The following is a 17,376-nucleotide window of genomic DNA, read 5'->3' as shown; positions in this document are numbered from 1 at the left end:
GAATTCCTGTTACAAACCTCCTGCATTTCCGGTAAGGGAAAAAGATAATATTTTATAAAAACTGACGATATTTTTTAATTATATTTAAACATTAAATACTGTTAATCAATTACTTGATAGTATATTAAATAACGATATGAATTTATTAGAATCAATGATCCCTTCTCTGTCCGACGAGGAGAAAAAGTCTTTTGTACTTTATCTCAGGCAGAAAAACAAGAGAGCGGATACTAAAAACATAGCTTTATTCAGGCTTCTTGAAAAGAGAAAAAAAGACCTCAGCACCGAACTTTATACAAACGGGAACGGACCTGCCTATCACTCCCTCAGAAAGAGGCTTTTTGAAAACCTTATCGACTTTATTGCCCAACAAAACTTCAGCCGGGACAAATCGGAAGAAATGGATATTCAAAAACTGATACTGGCAGCCAACTACCTCTTTGAACAGAAGCAGTATCAGGTTGGGGTCAAAACCCTGGATAAAGCAGAAAAAAAAGCCGAAAAACTGGAATTATTCAGTGTATTGAACGATATATATAATCTTCAGATACAATTTTCACATTTCTATTCGGATACTCCATTGAAGATCATCACTCAGAAGTTCAGGGTCAACCAAAAAAGAGTCCTGAATGAGCAACGCTTAAATATGGGCTATGCTATTCTGAGAGAAGAACTGAAAAAACTTCAATTTGAAGGAAAGGTGGTTGACCTTCAGCAATTGATAGAAAATACGATAGAACAATTGCAGATCTCTTTAAAGGAAGTCCTCACCTTTAAATCCCTCTATCAGATCATGTTTATCACCAATGAGTATGCGGCTATAAGCAAGGAATACCATTCCATAGAAAGCTTCCTCCGGAAGAGTTATGATTATATTATTGAAAAAGAGAGTCTGACCGGGAAGCACCTTTATTACCACATTTACATTTTATACTTTATGGCAAATGTCTTTTTCCGGAACAGGAAATTTGCTGAGTCTATGGAATACACGGAGAAAATGGAGGAACAAATGCAGAAAAACCGCTATAAGTACTACAACAGGTTTGTTCCCAAACACGCCTTGTTATCCAGCTTGAATCATTGCTATTCAGGAAAAATTGACACCGCCATTCAAATTACGTCTTCAGTTCTGGAAACCTCCTATCAGCATGACATGGCAGAAATTTTTGATCTGAGGCTCAGCCTGGCTTTATACTATTTTCAGAAAACCGATTTCAGGCAGGTATCAGGTATTTTTAAGGGTTTTTACCATACGGATAACTGGTATGAAAAGAAAGTGGGAATAGAGTGGGCCATCAAAAAGAACCTGATGGAATTGATCTTACATCTCGAACTGGAAAATATCGAACTATGCGTTTCCAGGATGCAGAGTTTTAAAAGAAGGTATCTCGATTATTTAAAAGCTTTAAAGGAAAAGCATCTCCTGAATTTCGTTTCCGTACTGGACAAAACAATTCTCTTTCCTTCCGATTTGAATCCGGCCCGGATACCCGACCTCAATGAGAATGAAGATATTTTTACCCTTAGTTTCTACGCCTGGCTCAAAGCAAAACAAAACAAGAAAGATCCGTATGACACTGTACTGGCAATGGTAAACAAGAAACCGCATTGAATAAATGCGGTTTCTCGTCCTTTAAAAGGTTTGTATATAAATTGATTAATAGCCTTGATATATTTCCTCCCGTAAAGGCTCATTTACGGTAATGGAATTTAACTCGGGTCTTGCTGCATTCAGGTAAGCATAGACCGGCTCCTCTTCATTGGCCAGTCCCAGGTATGCATCCATCTCATTTACCGGGACAAAAATAGCGCCCAGCTTATAACTTTTCAGGTAGGTAGGATTTGGTAATTCATTTCCGGGCTCAACAAAATAAACGATAAAACGATGATCCTCTCCGGAGCAGATCAAATGCCCTCTTGTCTGGATCCTTCTTCCCTCCCAGAATACCTCTCTGTTGCTTTTATCTATCTTGCACGAACTCACTAAAAATGTAATACTCGACATCTCCTAATAATTTATGTTTCAAATATATAAGGATTAAAAAAGCAGGAACAGAGGCTAAAACTGGTTAATAAAGGGGATTTTTCCTTGCGAAGCTTTCAGGATAAATCAGATCAACCTATATGTTTACTAGATTAATTACCATATTCACCTACAATTTGTAGTCGTTTACAACAAAAAGTTTTAGATTCCTTTTTGCAAACATATATTCGTGACGAGCAAAATTAACATTATATTATGAAAAAAATCCTACTAACCATGCTATTGGTAATGTCCTATTCATTTGCCAAGGCACAAAGCACGAATCTCGACCGGGAATACATTCCGGTTTCCTATGTAAAACTTCCGTCCGATCCGGTTCTGGAAGATAAGCAACGGACCTACGAAATAAATGTCATTAATGCCATGCGTAGTCCCTCAAGAGCAAAAGTCACCAAGAACAAAATAAATATCTCGGGTTTTTCTAAGGTAAACTCCAATGCTACCATCAAGGTAAATATCGATATCAGCGATATAGAGCTTGGAGATGTGACCATTACCAAAACCGAAAAGGAGAACAAAGACAAGGATGGAAAAGTAACTTCCATTACACGTACTTATAACGCAGTGGTTCCTTACAAGACCTATGCTACCATGGAAGTATCCAATAACGACAAAGGCACTTCCTATTCCAAAGTTTACTCCGACAGCAAAACGTTCACCAGCGAATCCTTTAAGTCTTATTCCAAGGCCAAGGATTATTACAACAATAACCGTTACAATCTTAGAAACCGTTTCAGAAGCGCATTTTTTAACGATGCGGTAGCCAGTATGAATGGTAATCTTAACACTACTTACGGTTACAGGCCATATTCTACAGAAGGAGAACACCTGTGGATCCTGGCTTCTAAAAAGCATCCTGAAACTCCGAAGCACAAGGAAGCACATCAACAGTTAAAGGAGATCTTTTCAAAGATGAGATCTAATCAACCTACGGAGGAGATCGCTCAGGAGGCAGAAGCCGTAATTGAATATTTCAACAGTATCATCCCTAATTATGTGGGAGATAAAAAGAGAATGCGTAAGGTACGTTATGCAAGCTATTACAATATCGCTAAAATATACTACTACCTGGATCAGCCGGATAAAACCATTGAATATGCAGAAAAGCTGATCGAAAACGATTATGACAAAAGCGACGGAAAATATTTTAAAAGAATAGCCGAAAGCCTGAAGGAGCGTCTGGAGAAGAACCAGATAACTTCCAGACACTTCGAGGTTGTTTCGGAAGACCTTACCGGAAGTGAAGAGATCAGCGAGGAAGAGATAGAGGATGAGCCTGTAGAAGAAGAAGCTTTACTGGCTTACCTGATTACCAAGAGTAATGATACTATTACCTCTAAGATCAGTGCTTCCGACCTGAAAAGCATTACATTCAGCGCCAAATTAAAGGTAGTGGATGCAGACGGAAATGAGAGCGTAACCGATTATAAAGCCGAAAACTGTAAAGCATTGGCTCTTGCCAACGGAGATCTGTATGAGGTGATCAACTTTAAGGAATCTTCTTTAAAGGACGGTGCTGTAGATATAGGAAAACTGGGTGCAGGTGCCAAGCCTAAATTCGTAAAGGTACTGCACAGATCGGATAAGATCGAGTTGTTCCTTTTTAACGACAAGGAAGTTGTAATTAAAAAGCCTGAAGACGAAAAAGGAAAATCTACTATGTCTTCCGGTTATCTGTTCGGTTTCAAGAAGAAACTGACCGCTCTGGCTGAAGGATGTCCGTCCCTTATCGAAAAAGTAAAGAATAAGGAATTTAAGAACACTCCGGAAAGCCTCACTGAATTCTGTGAGATCTATTCAACTTGTAGTGAATAAATCATATTTAATAGGGAAAAAGCTGCTTTCGGGCAGCTTTTTTTATTCAGTATCCTTAAGGACAAAATCCATAAATACCGGAAGATGATCGGAAGCAGTCTGAACTTCTGTTACCACTCCAGCGTCGATCTTTTCGATAAAGGCAGGGTTGTAAAAAATATAGTCTATTTTGGTCCTGGGCGCATCCGAAGGAAAGGTCTTCTGCAGAAAACTGTCTTCCGCACTTTTTATCCCCTCCATTTCAAGTAAGGCCAGGATACTCGCATCTTTATTATTGGGATCGCTGTTAAAATCGCCCAGTAAGATAAGCGGGTATTTATCTTTGATGCCCGATACCAGTTCAATGATCTTCTTTATCTGAATATCCCTTGTTGCTTTATCAAAAGCTTCGAGATGCACATTGATCATTTTAAGCTCCTTCCCATTTATTTCCAGGCTGAGTACCTGTGCCAGGCGATCCAGGTAAAAAGCATCTCTCCAGAACGGATTTCCCTCTACCCTGGCCAGAACAATACGCTCCTGCTCTTTTATTTCAAAATTGCTCAGAACTGATTGCCCGGAAAGCATCTTTCCGAAATGACGTGAAAAAGGATAATATGGAAAAGGAACATATCTTTTATCCCAGTTAACTACCTCGGCACCATATGAAAACCCGAGTTCGCTTAGTGCTTCCTGCTGATCTACCTCATAAGATCTCGCAGACCTGAAATCTATTTCCTGAAAAGCAATGATATCAGGTTGTATCCGGCCAAATACGCTTTTGGTACGATCCAGGTTGGTTTCGTATAATGATTCGGGGCTTTCTACCGCTTTGTTATTGGTCAGGCCACTCAGATAACCAATATTATAGGAAATTACCGTGATCACAGAATCTTCAGCAGAAAAACCGCTTTCCTTATACTTCTTTAAGCTGGCATAATCCTTTTCGGGATATACCGAAGAAGATGCCCAAAGAAAAAAGCTTACTGTAAATACCAACAAAGCCAGAAGGAACCAACCAATTGCTTTAAATACTCTTCTCATTTAATTTCTTTAAAATTCAGCTACTCAAAAATATGAAATAGAGATATAATTTATTCCTGATTTCTATATCGTTACAATTTTATAACTTTCTTTTTTCAATCCTCCCGGAAATGTTAAAATTAATTTTGTCAGTTTTAGGGTGGAATAAAGACTATTATGCCATTATTTAGCATTGGTTGTTAAAACTATGAATATCAAATCAATAAAAACAAACCTTTTTATCGGGCTACAGTACCTGACAGCCAGAAAAAAACAAAGTCTTCTGGCTATGCTGGGGGTTTTGTTCGGGGTAACCACTTTTATTGTGATGGTAAATTTTATGACCGGTGTAAACGATTTTCTGGATGCCGCCGTATTTGAAGGAAGTCCGGATATTACCATCAGTCCGCAACCGGACCTCAACAAGGTGATGGATGATCTGGACCTGGATCTCATGCTGAATCCGCTTTACGATCTGGATAAAATAGAGGATATCCTGGAGGCGTCACCTAATGTAAGGGCTTATTCCAAACAGGTTATCACTCCGGCTATTTTTATCAGTCAGCATGTACAGTTACCGGGAGCCATTAACGGGATAGAAGCGGATGAGGAAAAGAAACTGTACGACCTTGATAAAAGGATCCTTTCCGGCCGGGGTTTTGAATCTTTTTCGGAAGAAGGAAATATTGTACTGGGAACCAGTCTGGCCAAAAAACTTATGGTAAAGACCGGAGATTCCCTGAGGATCATTATTCCGAATGGGAACGAAAAACAATTCCGCGTAAGCGGGATCTTCAGCTTTGGTATTACCACCATCGACAATGTACGGACCTATGCTCCGGCAGAAACCCTGCGCTCTCTTCTGGAACAGGAGGAACTGATTACCAATCTTCATGTAAAACTCCGCGACAGGAACAATATAGAGATCAAAGAAACACTTCTCAACCGGGTAAGCAAAATAGGGGTTGAAGACTGGAAAGACAATAACAGGACTATTGTAGCAGGGAATAAGGTCCGGGATGTCCTTACCTGGTCTGTTTCCTTTGCTCTTTTGCTGGTAGCAGGTTTCGGCATCTATAATATCATGAATATTACCGTGGTTCAGAAAAGGAAAGACATAGCCGTATTAAAGACGATCGGTTACAAAAACACGGATATCGTATTTATCTTCCTGGTCCAATCGCTGATCATCGGAATAATAGGAGCCCTGCTGGGAGCTGCTTTCGGCTATGCCATCAGTTACCTTATTTCTGTAACACCATTACAGGCCAAGGATTTTATCATTGTAGATACCTATCCCGTGAATTTTAAGGGCATTTATTATATACTGGGTATATTCTTCGGGATCTTAACCACCGTATTTGCGGGTTATTTTCCTTCCAGGAAAGCATCGAAAACAGATCCGGTAAATATTATAAGAGACATATGACAGCAGCCGCTCACATATTAAAAGCCAATGCTCTCGGGAAGCAATTCTACGAGCCGGAAAGGCATTATGTACTTCAAAACAACACTTTTGAGGTGGCTGAGGGAGAACTGGTATCCATTTACGGGAAATCCGGGAGCGGAAAATCCACCCTGCTTTATATACTTTCTACCCTGGATACCGATTTTGAAGGAGAACTGCTTATCAACGGCACTCAAATAAAAGGGCAATCACAATCTTTTTTATCCGAATTCAGGAACAGGAATATAGGTTTCGTTTACCAGTCCCACTATCTCCTGAACGAATTTAATGTACTTCAGAATGTTTTGCTTCCGGCACTAAAGCTCAACACACACAGCAGGGCCGAGCTGACAGAAAAAGCCCGGACGCTCCTAACAGAACTGGGTATGGAAGACCGGTTATCATATCCGGTCTATAAACTATCAGGAGGGCAACAACAAAGAGTAGCCATTGCAAGGGCACTTATTAACGATCCCGGACTTATCATCGCTGATGAGCCTACTGGTAACCTCGACAGAAAGAACTCGGAAATGATCTTCGAACTCTTCCAAAATATCTGTAAAACAAGGAACACAGCTGTTGCAATTGCTACACATGACGACAAAATTTATAATAATTCTAACAAATCTTATGAAATGATAGACGGGAGTCTGCGACTTTAATCTAGAGAATTAAGATAAATAAGAAGTCATGCAAACAACTCAAAGTCAAAATATTATCATCTACGATGGGATTTGCAACCTGTGCAATGGTGTCGTTGGATGGGTGTTTAAAAACACTTCCCGTGACCAGTTTGAATTCGTTCCTTTCCAATCCAGAAAAGGGCAGGAATTACTGGCCTTAAATAATTTCCCAACCCACAGACTGGATACCGTTATTCTCTTTGAAGGAGATTCTATGTATACACATTCCGACGGTTTTCTCAGGATCATGTCGAAAATGCGCAAATGGAAAACCCTGGCCGGAATATTAAGCCTGGTTCCCAGAAGTTTCAGAGACGGTATTTATACGATCGCTTCCAGGAACAGGATCAAATGGTTCGGTAGCAGCGTAGCCATGTGTACGGTTAATCTATCATCGGAAGACTGATCATGAGAGGCTTTTTTATCTTATTCTTACTTATTATATCAACCTCTCTTTCCCTGAATGCCCAGGCATTTAAAGAACTGGAAAACTCCACTCCGGAAAAACGGGCCTCCCTTTTTTCTGCTCAGCTTGAAAAAGCTTTGGATCTTAACGAGGAGCAAATGCAGCTTGTTTCCGGCATTAACCTCGCACACGCCCAAAAAGCGGATGAAATTGTCCGTGCGGAAGGAAATAAACTCTCCAAACTCAAGAAAATAAAAAAACTGGATAAGGAACGCGACAAACAGCTCGGTGAGGTTCTGGATGCCGCGCAATTTGATATCTATTCCAAGCGAAAGCGGGAATTCGTTAAGAACGTAAGAGCCGAATTAAAAGCATTACAGGAGCAATGATCAACCCTCTCCTTCACTTCCTTTCAGGTACTTCAACATTTCCAGCTCCTTTCTGATCTGTCTGTAAATAAGGATACAGAAAAACACAAGAAAAGCAATCCCCGAAAATATTATGTAGTTATAAAAGCCTGTGGAGACCCCTTTTTTAAAATAAGGAAGAAGCAAAATAAAGCCCGTTGCATAAAGTCCGATAAGCACAGGAGTAGCGACAAAATGCACCTTTTTTCTCCAGTTGTAAAAGGTAACGGCCTTTGAAGTATAACTGCGGAAGTTCTCTGTTTCATCCAGTTTGGCAAACCTCGCCTTGCTAACCGCTTCCATCAGGATACGTATCACTAAGGTTCCGGCCATCAGGGATGCTCCTAAAAGACTCTGATTAAAATTAGCAACCGATACCGAGACAAAAAACACAACTAAAACAAGAACTGTTACTGCCAGGATTGCCTGTGTCCATAAATGTTCCCGAATTACCTTTTTCTTTACTTTCCTGGCTTTTTCGATAAATTCTTCAGGTGCCTGGGCCTTACCCCCTCCCTGTTGGTTCCATAAAGACTCTATTTCTTCAAATGTTTTCATCCGTTAATTTTTTTTACGCATTGGGTTAAACTCTTCTTGATCCTGTGTATCCGTACCCGAAGGGTATCTTCCGACAATCCGGTCACTTCTGCTATTCGTTCATAGGGAACTCCTTCGAGTACCATCAGGATGCTTATCCTGTTCAATTCGTTTAGTTTGTAAATACAGGAATACAGCATTTTTAATTGTTCTTCTTTTTCACCTTCCGGGTTTTCTTCCACACTATCCGGAACAAACTCCAGGTGAACCTCTTTCTTTTTGTTGGCAGACCTGATATGCATAAGGCATGTATTTACGGTGATCCTGTAGATCCAGGTAGATATTTCCGATTCGCCTCTGAAGCTCCTGAGCTTCTCCCAGATCTTTATAAAGACCTCCTGGCTTACCTCGTCGGCCAGGGATGTGTTTCCCTTAAAATATCCCATACAAAGCCGATACACTTTTTGATGGTGTGAATTGTATATCTCGCCGAATTCTTTTTCCAATTCTCTTCTAGTTAAGTTGTTCTTTAAGGTGTGTCATAAACCACTCCGCCTGATCGTACATGATAAAATGCGCCGAATCATCTGCATAAAAAACCTCCAGGCCTTTTAAAAGAGCGTATTGCTTTTCATAATTGGCTTTTACCATTTCTTTGTTCGGATAGGTCGCTGCCAGTAAAACTACGGGGATTTTTATGTTTTTAACATCTTCTCTGAGGTCCAATTTAAGAAGATCTGTATAACCGTACACATAGGTCTTTCTGTCTGCTTTAAGGATCCAGTCCCTGATCTGACCGTGTTTTTCCTTGTTAAGGCTCATAAAAGACGCTGTCTGAGTAGCCATGGCCTTAAAATCCTCTTCTCCCATCCAGAGCAGATTATTGCTATAAGGATTGTCGTATGTAATGGTTGATGCATCAAATCCGGGAATCATCAATGCGCCTACGGAAGGCAGGGCATCCACTACGATCAGTTTTTCAAAAAGCTCCTGTTCGGAACTGCTCATCCACAAACCTAAAGTCCCTCCCAGGCTATGCCCTACTACGATGGGTTTATCTAATTTGTTCTCTTTTACATAGTTTACAAGACCTTCCTTTATTTTAGACAGCCAGGGACTGTCTATAGCTGGAACATCCCCAAAGCCGGCAAAGGTAAATACATGACATTCGTATTCTTTGGAAAGTTCTTCCACAGTTTCCTTCCATACTTCGGCCGTACAGGAAAAGCCAGGCAGGAACAATACTGCTTTCCCTTTCCCTTTTACTTCTGCCTTAAATGGTGATTTTTGAGAATATCCCAGAGTAGTTAATAATAAAAACACGCTGACAATAATTACTTTTTTCATGATTTACAGTTTTAAATTTCCCTTTGGATGCAGGGCATGAAAAAATGTTACGTGTTTTTCAAAAAAAAATGGACCGTACGAGGACGACCCATTTTCAAAACTAACTAACCAAAATTTAAATAAAGATTTGTCTACATGACAAATATATTGTTTGTGCCTTGTTTACGGCAGAGTAATAACCCAGTATTTAAAGGGGATTTTTCCCCTGTACTTCGAATGCAAATTGCCGTTTCGAATCAAAAACTCCGCCTTTCGGCGGAGTTTCCTCTAGCTAATTCAAATAATTCCATCAAACAAAGTTAAATTGTTGATATCCTTATTTTATCTTACAGGTTCGATGGCTTTGCGTAAGCATCAAATCCTTTTGGCAAATATTTTTTGGGATCGAATCCCAGATCAATTTCTTCTTCCTCTTCAATATACTCTATCGAATGAATATCGAAGTAAACTTCATAAGGGTTAAAACCGCTTGGTAAATACTCTTTGGGATCAAACCCAAGGTCTATTACCTCTTCGTCCTCAATATATTCTAACGTATGAATGTCGAAATATATTTCATTCGGATTAAAACCGTTTGGTAAATATGGCTTAGGATCAAATCCTAAATCTACTTCTTCTTCGTCTTCGATATACTCTATTGAGTGAATATCGAAAGGCTTACTATATGGATCAAAATTCTTTGGCAAATACTGTTTCGGATCAAATCCAAGGTTTATTTCCTCTTCATCTTCAATGTATTCTACTGAGTTTATGTCAAAGTATGCTACATATGGATCAAATCCCTTCGGCAAATATAGAGCCGGGTCAAAGCCCAGGTCGATTTCCTCTTCCTCCTCTATATACTCAATACTGTTGATATCGAGTTCCTTCTCTGTTAAATCATTAAATCTGAAAAGTGAAAAATAATAAGTAGTTAAATCTTCTTCTGCCGGCAAAGAAGCTACTAGTTCCGTTGTTTGTGATACCTCTTGCAACCCAATGGGTTCTGGTTCATCTTGCTGCGTGGCACCTTCCTGAAGGAAAAGCAATCCACAAATAATTAATAGTTTGTTCATTTTAAATGGTTTTTCGTTTTTTGATTTATTAATAAGACTACTGAAAAATCAAAATGTTACGCTCTTTGTGAAATCTTTAACGTTTATCGCCTTTTTTTGTGATTTTTCTACTTATACATATAATAGGTATATAACCTTAAGAAAACCTTAACAGCGGAAACCATAATATTTGCGGTTATTTGAGGGCATTTTAAACTAAATTTTTAACTTATGACAAGAAAGATACTGCTTAAACTTCTTGTTGTGTTCTTAGTTTTTTCGGTTTCCCATACTGCTGAGGCACAACGCAAAAAAAAGAAAAGCAAGAAAGGAGCACCTACTGCACCAGCTCCGAGACCAAAACCAAAAAAGGGTGCTATCCAACCTTATAGCAAAGTAATTACCAAAGATGCAAAGACCGATAAAGGTCTGTTTAACGTTCATAAAATAGATGAAAAATTCTTTTATGAAATCCCTGATTCTCTTTTCGAAAGAGAGATGCTGATGGTAACCAGAATTGCCAAAACAGCTTCCGGAAACGGATTCGGTGGAGGAAAGACCAACACTCAGGTACTGCGTTGGCAGAAAAAAGACAAAAAGGTAGTTCTACGTGTAGTTTCTCACAATGTATATGCGGCAGATTCCCTTCCTGTTAAGGAAGCGGTTGTAAATTCTAACTTCGAGCCTGTGCTATACACTTTCCCGATCAAAGCTTTCGGTAAAGATTCTACTTCTACGGTAATCGATGTTACCGATCTGTTCCAAAAAGATGTAAAAGCTCTTGGATTACCTCAGGGACAAAGAACAAATTACAGAGTTACACGTTTAGACGCTACTAAATCGTTTATCGAATCTGTTAAGAGTTATCCTCGTAACATAGAAGCGAGACATGTAAAAACATATGCTGCCGGAAGACCACCGTCTAACGGAAGTACAGGAACCATTTCTGTGGAAATGAACAACTCTATGATCCTTCTTCCTAAAGTTCCAATGAAGAGACGTTATTTTGACCAACGTGTCGGATGGTTCGCAAGAGGACAGGTAGACTATGGTCTGGACGCTCAGGAAAGTAAAACGGTACGTTATCTTGACAGATGGAGACTTGAAGTTAAAGATGAAGATATTGCCAAATTTAAAAGAGGTGAACTTGTTGAGCCTAAAAAACAGATCGTATATTATATAGATCGTGCTACTCCTGAACAATGGCGTAAATATATCAAACAAGGAATTGAGGACTGGCAGGTAGCTTTCGAGGCAGCTGGTTTTAAAAATGCTATTATAGCAAAAGACCCTCCAACTGTAGAAGAAGATCCGGAATGGAGCCCTGAAGACGTACGTTATTCTGTAGTACGTTACCTGGCTTCTCCGATCCCGAATGCAAACGGACCTCACGTAAGTGACCCTCGTTCCGGAGAGATCCTGGAATCAGATATTAACTGGTACCACAACGTAATGACTTTATTACGTAACTGGTTCTTCGTACAAACTGCTGCTATCAACCCTGATGCACGTGGTGTTGCGTTTAAAGATGAGATCATGGGACGCCTTATCCGTTTTGTATCTGCTCACGAAGTAGGTCATACTTTAGGTTTACCTCACAATATGGGAAGTAGTGTTGCTTACCCTGTAGATTCTCTGCGTTCTGCTGCATTTACCAAAAAATACGGTACAGCACCTTCTATCATGGATTACGCGCGTTTTAACTACGTGGCACAACCGGAAGATAAAGGAGTAGCTCTTATGCCTAATATCGGGATCTATGACAAGCACGCTATCAACTGGGGATACCGTCCTATTCTTGACAAGTCTGCAAAAGACGAAAAAGAAACTCTAGACAAGTGGATCCTTGATCATGCAGATGATCCGATGTACAGATTCGGAAGACAGCAGTTTGGTGTGATCGATCCTAGCTCTCAGACAGAAGATCTTGGAGATGATGCGGTAAAAGCCAGTTTATACGGTATTGCCAACCTTAAGAGAATAGTTCCTAACCTGATCAAATGGACAGCAGAAGACGGTAAAGATTACAGCGATCTGCAAACCATGTACGGACAGGTACTAGGTCAGTACAACAGATATATGGGGCATGTTGCTTCAAACATCGGTGGAGTTTACGAATATTATAAAACTTATGACCAGGACGGAGCCGTTTATACACACGTAAGTAAAGCTCATCAGAAAAAAGCGATGAACTTTATGCAAAACGAACTGTTTAAAACACCTAAATGGTTAATTGATGAAAATATTTTCAATAAAGTTGAAAGTGCCGGTAGTGTAGAACGTTTAAGAGGTACACAGGTTAGAGCATTGAACAATATCCTTGATTTCGGAAGAATGGCTCGTTTAATTGAAAACGAAACGCTTAACGGTAACGAAGCTTATACCATTATCAACATGATGGGCGACCTGAGAAGGGGACTTTTCAGTGAGTTGGCTTCCGGAAGAAAGATAGATACGTACAGAAGAAATCTTCAGCGTGCATATATTGAGCGTATGGAATTCCTTATGAATAATGAGCAACCAAACGTTCCGGCAAGATTCAGAAGATTTGCAGGAACCCAGGTAGATGTTAGTCAATCTGATATCAGACCTGTTGTAAGAGGAGAACTGGTAACACTAAGATCCAGCATCAGAAGTGCTATCGGAAGAACTTCAGACAGGTTGAGCAGATATCATTTACAGGATGCTCTTCAGCGTATAAATAACATTTTAGATCCTAAATAAAACCGTTTCCCTAGGGAAACACTTTCCAACCAAACAAGTGTTAATAAGGAAACCATCAGAAGCTTACTTTTGATGGTTTTTCTTTTTAATTTTAGACGCTATGAGTATTTTGATCGTATTCAACAATAAAGATCCGAAACCCTGGGAGAAAATATTAAAGCAAAAGCTGATGCAGGCAGATGTCAGCATATTTCCGCAGGTTAAAGACCCGGCTACAGTTCGTTTTGTACTTTGCTGGAAACCGGAAAAGGATATTCTGGATCGCTTCCCTAACCTACGTGTAGTTCAATCGGTCGGTGCCGCCGTAGAGCATATTACCCGTACTCAGAACCTGAATGAGAATATTATTATCAGCCGGATCGTCGATTCGCGTCTTTCCGAAGATATGTGGGAATTCCTGCTTGCCGCTGTAATGCAGCATCTGAAAGGACTTTCCCATTATTCCAGGCAGCAACAGGAGAAGCTTTGGCAGCAAAAGGAATACAGGACTGTAGACCAAACAACGGTTTCCGTTCTTGGCTTGGGTAAAATGGGTGGACTGGTAGCAGCAAAATTCGCCCGGCTTGGATTTAAGGTAAAAGGATGGTCGGCTTCTGAAAAAAGCATCCCTAAAGTTGAGGCTTATACCGGAGCGGAAGAGTTAGATGGATTTCTTGCGAATTCAGATATTCTTATCAATCTTTTACCCTTAACACACCAGACCGAAGGCATCTTAAACCGCGAAAACCTTCAGAAGCTTAAGAAAGGAGCCTATCTGATCAATGTGGGTCGCGGTGAGCATCTGGTAGAGAACGATCTGACCTATCTTTTAGACCGGGAGCATCTTTCGGGAGCCCTGCTCGATGTATTTACTATGGAGCCGTTACCTGAGTGTCACAGTTTTTGGGAGCATCCTAAAATTCAGATCACTCCTCATATAGCTAGTCTTACCAATATAAACTCGGCCGCAGATCAGGTAATTGAGAATTACCGGAATTTCCTCGAAGGAAAGCCGCTTCTGAACACGGTTTCCCTTCAAAAGGGGTATTAAAAGGAAGAATAGGTTTTCACTTCAATCGTTTTTTTGTTTCTTTACTTAACCTAAAACCGATTGAAATTGTTTTTTGTTCTACTCTTAGCCTGGTCATTTATTGGTCTGTTTACAACTCTTCATGCCATTGAGTTAATTGGGTACTACTTTTTTATTCCTTTTTTACTTAAACTTGGAATTCCTGTGAAAAGAGAGATCTTTAGCATAAATACAGATAATCTTGAAGTTCCCGTAAATCGTTTTATTGAGAAATCATATGGTAAATATTTATTCACTAATTCTCGAAAAATACACTTCAGACCCAGGGAGCCCTGGCTTGACTTTAATCACATTCCGACTCCAATTCCCGTCAGAGCGACTGCAGTTCTTAAGACAAAGGATCAAATTGAGGTCGTAAGCAAAATACCTATAGGAGGCTTTTTTTTAATGTTACTCCTTTTTTTCATTTTTAACTTTTTTATGATCTCATCAATTCTTGATCCTGGTGATTCCGAATCCATATTTGCAAGCGCTGGGTTATTTTTGCTAATGATTGGTGCTTTTTTTCTATTTTACCGCGTTGAAAAGAAAAAACTAAACAATTTAAAAAAAGAATTCCTGGTTTTAATAGATTCATTATCAGAAAACAAGTCGGAATTTAACGTATAAAAATGCGCTTTTTTAAACTAAAAAATAACTTTAACTGGAAATACATTATCGGGGAGGTCCTGCTTATTTTTATCGGGATCAACCTGGCTATCTGGTTCAACAACTGGAACACTTCCAAAAAGTCGATGCAGGACAAGGAAGTGATCATAGCCAAGATCAGGGAAGAAATCGAGAACAATAAGTCGGAACTGGAGTTCGCAGATAAAAGCTATCACCTGGTGACGGAAGCTTTTTCAGAATACACAAAAATATATGAAGGAACTTCTTCCCGTGTCCTTGCCAGTCCTGAGGAGTTTAATATGCTGCAGAAAAAGTACCCGGGTTTCTTTACTCACACCGATTCTACAAAAACTACAGATAAAAAATACCTCTATCTGGGTGGAACCCATATAGAACTGGAACTACCCGTACTCAACAAAATAGCATGGGACACTACAAAATCTATCAATATTACCAACGAATTCGATTATGAATGCCTGTACGACCTGGAAAGTATGTACAATCTGCAGGACAGGGTCCTTAACGAAGTAAATAAGGCTGCAGAAGCCCTTCAAAAAGGAAAAATGAAAGAATTGATGAGTGTCCTGAGGTTCCTGCATCAGCTGGATCTTCAACTGATAGACCGCTATAATGATGTTCTGAAGAATATCAATTCCTGTCGCTAACATTTACCATATGACCTCAACAGAAAAATTAAAAGAAGTTGCTATTGTATTTTTTAAATTAGGTTGTTTTGCTTTCGGAGGCCCTGCTGCTCATATAGCAATGATGGAGGAGGAAATCGTAAACAAAAGAGAATGGATGAGCAGGCAGCACTTCCTGGACCTTATGGGAGTAACTAATTTAATTCCCGGGCCTAATTCAACGGAAATGACCATGCATTGCGGTCATGAAAGAGCAGGAAAAGCCGGTCTTTTTGTAGCCGGAGCCTGTTTTATCTTCCCTGCGGTAGTGATTACAGGTATTTTTGCATGGCTATATGCAGAATACGGGCAACTGCCAAAAGTAGAACCCTTCATTTACGGGATCAAACCGGCGGTACTGGCAATTATAGCAGCAGCCGTATTCAAATTGGGTAAAAAAGCCCTCAAAGGATGGGAACTGGGAATTTTGGGGCTGGTAGTACTCCTGGCAAGTCTGTCCGGGCTAAACGAAATACTCGCCCTCCTGGGTGCAGGATTTATTGGGATACTATATTTCTACATCAAGACTGGGGCATCAAAAAATGTAAAATCGATTTTCCCCTTCTTGTTTATACAAATTCCTGTGTTTTCGACTTCCAACCTGAGTTCACTTAAAGTTTTTTGGGTATTTCTTAAAGTCGGAGCGGTTCTGTACGGTAGTGGTTATGTTTTATTCGCTTATCTGGATGCAGAACTGGTCATGAGAGGCTGGCTGAGCAGGCAGCAACTTATCGATGCTGTGGCGATAGGACAGTTCACTCCGGGCCCTGTACTTTCTACGGCTACTTTTATCGGATATCAGTTGCAAGGTTTCTGGGGAGCTATAGCTGCTACCCTTGGGATATTTCTACCCTCCTTCCTCTTTGTACTTCTTCTGAATCCATTACTTCCCAGAATGAGAAAATCAAAACTCCTCGGATACTTTCTGGATTCGGTTAATATTGCGGCTGTTGCCGTGATGCTTGCCGTACTCTTCGAAATGGGAAAAGATACACTAACAGGGTGGGAAGGGATTATCATTGCACTTATCAGCTTTATTCTCACTTTCGGGTTTAAAAAAATAAACGCTATGTGGATCGTGATCGGCGGTGCACTCCTGGGTTATTTGCTACAGCTTATTTAGATATTCAAAATGTATTTCCTACATACTTTTTCTTTATCTTTAAAATCGTTTTCAATCATTACTTCCGCTATCGTTTAATTATGCAACCAAAAGAACTTATACAGAAATGGGTTACGCTTTTTAATGAGGGGAAAGCTCCCGAACTGGCAGAGCTCTATCATGAAGACGCTGTTAACCATCAGGTAGCCAATACACCGGTAAAAGGGAAAAGCGCTATACGGGAAATGTTTAAAAATGAATTTTCCCAGGCAGATATGCACTGTATCGTTGAAAATATCTTCGAGGATGGCAACTGGGCTATCCTGGAATGGAAAGACCCCATGGGTCTGAGAGGCTGCGGATTTTTCCAGGTGATAGATAACAAAATAAAATTTCAAAGAGGTTACTGGGATAAACTGTCTTTTCTAAGGCAGCACAATTTACCCATTCCAAATAACTAAATATTT

At 39.9% G+C, this 17,376-nt stretch carries 18 protein-coding genes; 12 read left to right on the top strand and 6 right to left on the bottom strand.

Annotated features, from left to right (window positions below; translation table 11 throughout):
- Positions 1-136: 136 nt before the first annotated feature.
- Positions 137-1,612, top strand: coding sequence for a hypothetical protein (locus tag GWK08_RS15985; RefSeq protein WP_163608233.1), 1,476 nt, complete (start codon positions 137-139; stop codon positions 1,610-1,612).
- 45 nt (positions 1,613-1,657) lie between these two features.
- Here the strand turns inward: GWK08_RS15985 and GWK08_RS15980 are convergent, their stop codons facing one another.
- Positions 1,658-2,005, bottom strand: a complete 348-nt coding sequence (locus GWK08_RS15980) for a hypothetical protein (protein WP_163608232.1) — start codon at positions 2,003-2,005, stop codon at positions 1,658-1,660.
- Positions 2,006-2,239: 234 nt separating this feature from the next.
- Between GWK08_RS15980 and GWK08_RS15975 the strand changes: the two genes are divergently transcribed.
- Positions 2,240-3,859, top strand: coding sequence for a hypothetical protein (locus tag GWK08_RS15975; protein ID WP_163608231.1), 1,620 nt, complete (start codon positions 2,240-2,242; stop codon positions 3,857-3,859).
- Between the two features lie 42 nt (positions 3,860-3,901).
- Here the strand turns inward: GWK08_RS15975 and GWK08_RS15970 are convergent, their stop codons facing one another.
- Positions 3,902-4,882, bottom strand: coding sequence for an endonuclease/exonuclease/phosphatase family protein (locus GWK08_RS15970; RefSeq protein ID WP_163608230.1), 981 nt, complete (start codon positions 4,880-4,882; stop codon positions 3,902-3,904).
- A gap of 187 nt (positions 4,883-5,069) precedes the next feature.
- Between GWK08_RS15970 and GWK08_RS15965 the strand changes: the two genes are divergently transcribed.
- From GWK08_RS15965 to GWK08_RS15950, 4 genes are read left to right on the top strand one after another with little or no spacing between them, the layout of a single operon-like run.
- Positions 5,070-6,290 carry an ABC transporter permease gene (locus GWK08_RS15965; protein WP_163608229.1) on the top strand — a complete coding sequence of 407 codons (1,221 nt, stop codon included), beginning with the start codon at positions 5,070-5,072 and terminating at the stop codon, positions 6,288-6,290.
- The gene (locus GWK08_RS15960) at positions 6,287-6,970 is read left to right on the top strand and encodes an ABC transporter ATP-binding protein (protein WP_163608228.1); all 684 of its coding nucleotides are present in this window, start codon (positions 6,287-6,289) and stop codon (positions 6,968-6,970) included. The genes GWK08_RS15965 and GWK08_RS15960 overlap by 4 nt, the downstream gene beginning before the upstream one ends.
- A gap of 28 nt (positions 6,971-6,998) precedes the next feature.
- A complete protein-coding gene (locus GWK08_RS15955; protein ID WP_163608227.1) occupies positions 6,999-7,397 on the top strand; it encodes a thiol-disulfide oxidoreductase DCC family protein in 399 nt (132 codons plus the stop codon).
- 2 nt (positions 7,398-7,399) lie between these two features.
- Positions 7,400-7,786, top strand: a complete 387-nt coding sequence (locus GWK08_RS15950) for a hypothetical protein (RefSeq protein ID WP_163608226.1) — start codon at positions 7,400-7,402, stop codon at positions 7,784-7,786.
- On the opposite strand, the gene GWK08_RS15945 is transcribed toward GWK08_RS15950, so the two are convergent.
- From GWK08_RS15945 to GWK08_RS15930, 4 genes are all read right to left on the bottom strand, one after another.
- Positions 7,787-8,362: a hypothetical protein gene (locus tag GWK08_RS15945; RefSeq protein WP_163608225.1), complete on the bottom strand. Its 576-nt coding sequence runs from the start codon at positions 8,360-8,362 to the stop codon at positions 7,787-7,789.
- Entirely contained in the window at positions 8,359-8,847 is a 489-nt protein-coding gene (locus tag GWK08_RS15940) for an RNA polymerase sigma factor (protein WP_163608224.1), read from the bottom strand. The genes GWK08_RS15945 and GWK08_RS15940 overlap by 4 nt, the downstream gene beginning before the upstream one ends.
- Positions 8,848-8,854: 7 nt before the next feature.
- Positions 8,855-9,688, bottom strand: a complete 834-nt coding sequence (locus GWK08_RS15935; protein WP_163608223.1) for an alpha/beta fold hydrolase — start codon at positions 9,686-9,688, stop codon at positions 8,855-8,857.
- A 326-nt stretch (positions 9,689-10,014) separates the two neighbouring features.
- On the bottom strand, positions 10,015-10,743 hold the full coding sequence (locus GWK08_RS15930) for a hypothetical protein (RefSeq protein ID WP_163608222.1): 729 nt from the start codon (positions 10,741-10,743) through the stop codon (positions 10,015-10,017).
- Between the two features lie 210 nt (positions 10,744-10,953).
- Here GWK08_RS15930 and GWK08_RS15925 point away from each other — a divergent pair, with 210 nt between their 5' ends.
- The 6 genes from GWK08_RS15925 (at position 10,954) to GWK08_RS15900 (ending at position 17,370) form a co-directional block, all read left to right on the top strand.
- Positions 10,954-13,446: a zinc-dependent metalloprotease gene (locus GWK08_RS15925; protein WP_163608221.1), complete on the top strand. Its 2,493-nt coding sequence runs from the start codon at positions 10,954-10,956 to the stop codon at positions 13,444-13,446.
- Positions 13,447-13,546: 100 nt separating this feature from the next.
- Positions 13,547-14,476: a 2-hydroxyacid dehydrogenase gene (locus GWK08_RS15920; RefSeq protein WP_163608220.1), complete on the top strand. Its 930-nt coding sequence runs from the start codon at positions 13,547-13,549 to the stop codon at positions 14,474-14,476.
- A 183-nt stretch (positions 14,477-14,659) separates the two neighbouring features.
- Positions 14,660-15,124: a hypothetical protein gene (locus GWK08_RS15915; RefSeq protein ID WP_163608219.1), complete on the top strand. Its 465-nt coding sequence runs from the start codon at positions 14,660-14,662 to the stop codon at positions 15,122-15,124.
- Positions 15,125-15,126: 2 nt separating this feature from the next.
- Positions 15,127-15,789, top strand: a complete 663-nt coding sequence (locus tag GWK08_RS15910) for a hypothetical protein (protein ID WP_163608218.1) — start codon at positions 15,127-15,129, stop codon at positions 15,787-15,789.
- 10 nt (positions 15,790-15,799) lie between these two features.
- The gene (chrA, locus tag GWK08_RS15905; RefSeq protein ID WP_163608217.1) at positions 15,800-16,930 is read left to right on the top strand and encodes a chromate efflux transporter; all 1,131 of its coding nucleotides are present in this window, start codon (positions 15,800-15,802) and stop codon (positions 16,928-16,930) included.
- Positions 16,931-17,010: 80 nt separating this feature from the next.
- Positions 17,011-17,370: a nuclear transport factor 2 family protein gene (locus GWK08_RS15900; protein ID WP_163608216.1), complete on the top strand. Its 360-nt coding sequence runs from the start codon at positions 17,011-17,013 to the stop codon at positions 17,368-17,370.
- Positions 17,371-17,376: the final 6 nt, after the last annotated feature.

The sequence above is a fragment of the Leptobacterium flavescens genome, assembly GCF_010671605.1.
In the GTDB taxonomy this organism is placed as follows: domain Bacteria; phylum Bacteroidota; class Bacteroidia; order Flavobacteriales; family Flavobacteriaceae; genus Leptobacterium; species Leptobacterium flavescens.
The sequence above is the reverse complement of the archived record's forward strand: the minus strand, read 5'-3'. Positions and strand labels throughout refer to the sequence as shown.

Coding starts and splice junctions, on each gene's coding strand:
- GWK08_RS15985 (WP_163608233.1), top strand. CDS start 137: ATGAATTTATTAGAATCAATGATCCCTTCTCTGTCCGACGAGGAGAAA.
- GWK08_RS15980 (WP_163608232.1), bottom strand. CDS start 2,005: ATGTCGAGTATTACATTTTTAGTGAGTTCGTGCAAGATAGATAAAAGC.
- GWK08_RS15975 (WP_163608231.1), top strand. CDS start 2,240: ATGAAAAAAATCCTACTAACCATGCTATTGGTAATGTCCTATTCATTT.
- GWK08_RS15970 (WP_163608230.1), bottom strand. CDS start 4,882: ATGAGAAGAGTATTTAAAGCAATTGGTTGGTTCCTTCTGGCTTTGTTG.
- GWK08_RS15965 (WP_163608229.1), top strand. CDS start 5,070: ATGAATATCAAATCAATAAAAACAAACCTTTTTATCGGGCTACAGTAC.
- GWK08_RS15960 (WP_163608228.1), top strand. CDS start 6,287: ATGACAGCAGCCGCTCACATATTAAAAGCCAATGCTCTCGGGAAGCAA.
- GWK08_RS15955 (WP_163608227.1), top strand. CDS start 6,999: ATGCAAACAACTCAAAGTCAAAATATTATCATCTACGATGGGATTTGC.
- GWK08_RS15950 (WP_163608226.1), top strand. CDS start 7,400: ATGAGAGGCTTTTTTATCTTATTCTTACTTATTATATCAACCTCTCTT.
- GWK08_RS15945 (WP_163608225.1), bottom strand. CDS start 8,362: ATGAAAACATTTGAAGAAATAGAGTCTTTATGGAACCAACAGGGAGGG.
- GWK08_RS15935 (WP_163608223.1), bottom strand. CDS start 9,688: ATGAAAAAAGTAATTATTGTCAGCGTGTTTTTATTATTAACTACTCTG.
- GWK08_RS15930 (WP_163608222.1), bottom strand. CDS start 10,743: ATGAACAAACTATTAATTATTTGTGGATTGCTTTTCCTTCAGGAAGGT.
- GWK08_RS15925 (WP_163608221.1), top strand. CDS start 10,954: ATGACAAGAAAGATACTGCTTAAACTTCTTGTTGTGTTCTTAGTTTTT.
- GWK08_RS15920 (WP_163608220.1), top strand. CDS start 13,547: ATGAGTATTTTGATCGTATTCAACAATAAAGATCCGAAACCCTGGGAG.
- GWK08_RS15910 (WP_163608218.1), top strand. CDS start 15,127: ATGCGCTTTTTTAAACTAAAAAATAACTTTAACTGGAAATACATTATC.
- chrA (WP_163608217.1), top strand. CDS start 15,800: ATGACCTCAACAGAAAAATTAAAAGAAGTTGCTATTGTATTTTTTAAA.
- GWK08_RS15900 (WP_163608216.1), top strand. CDS start 17,011: ATGCAACCAAAAGAACTTATACAGAAATGGGTTACGCTTTTTAATGAG.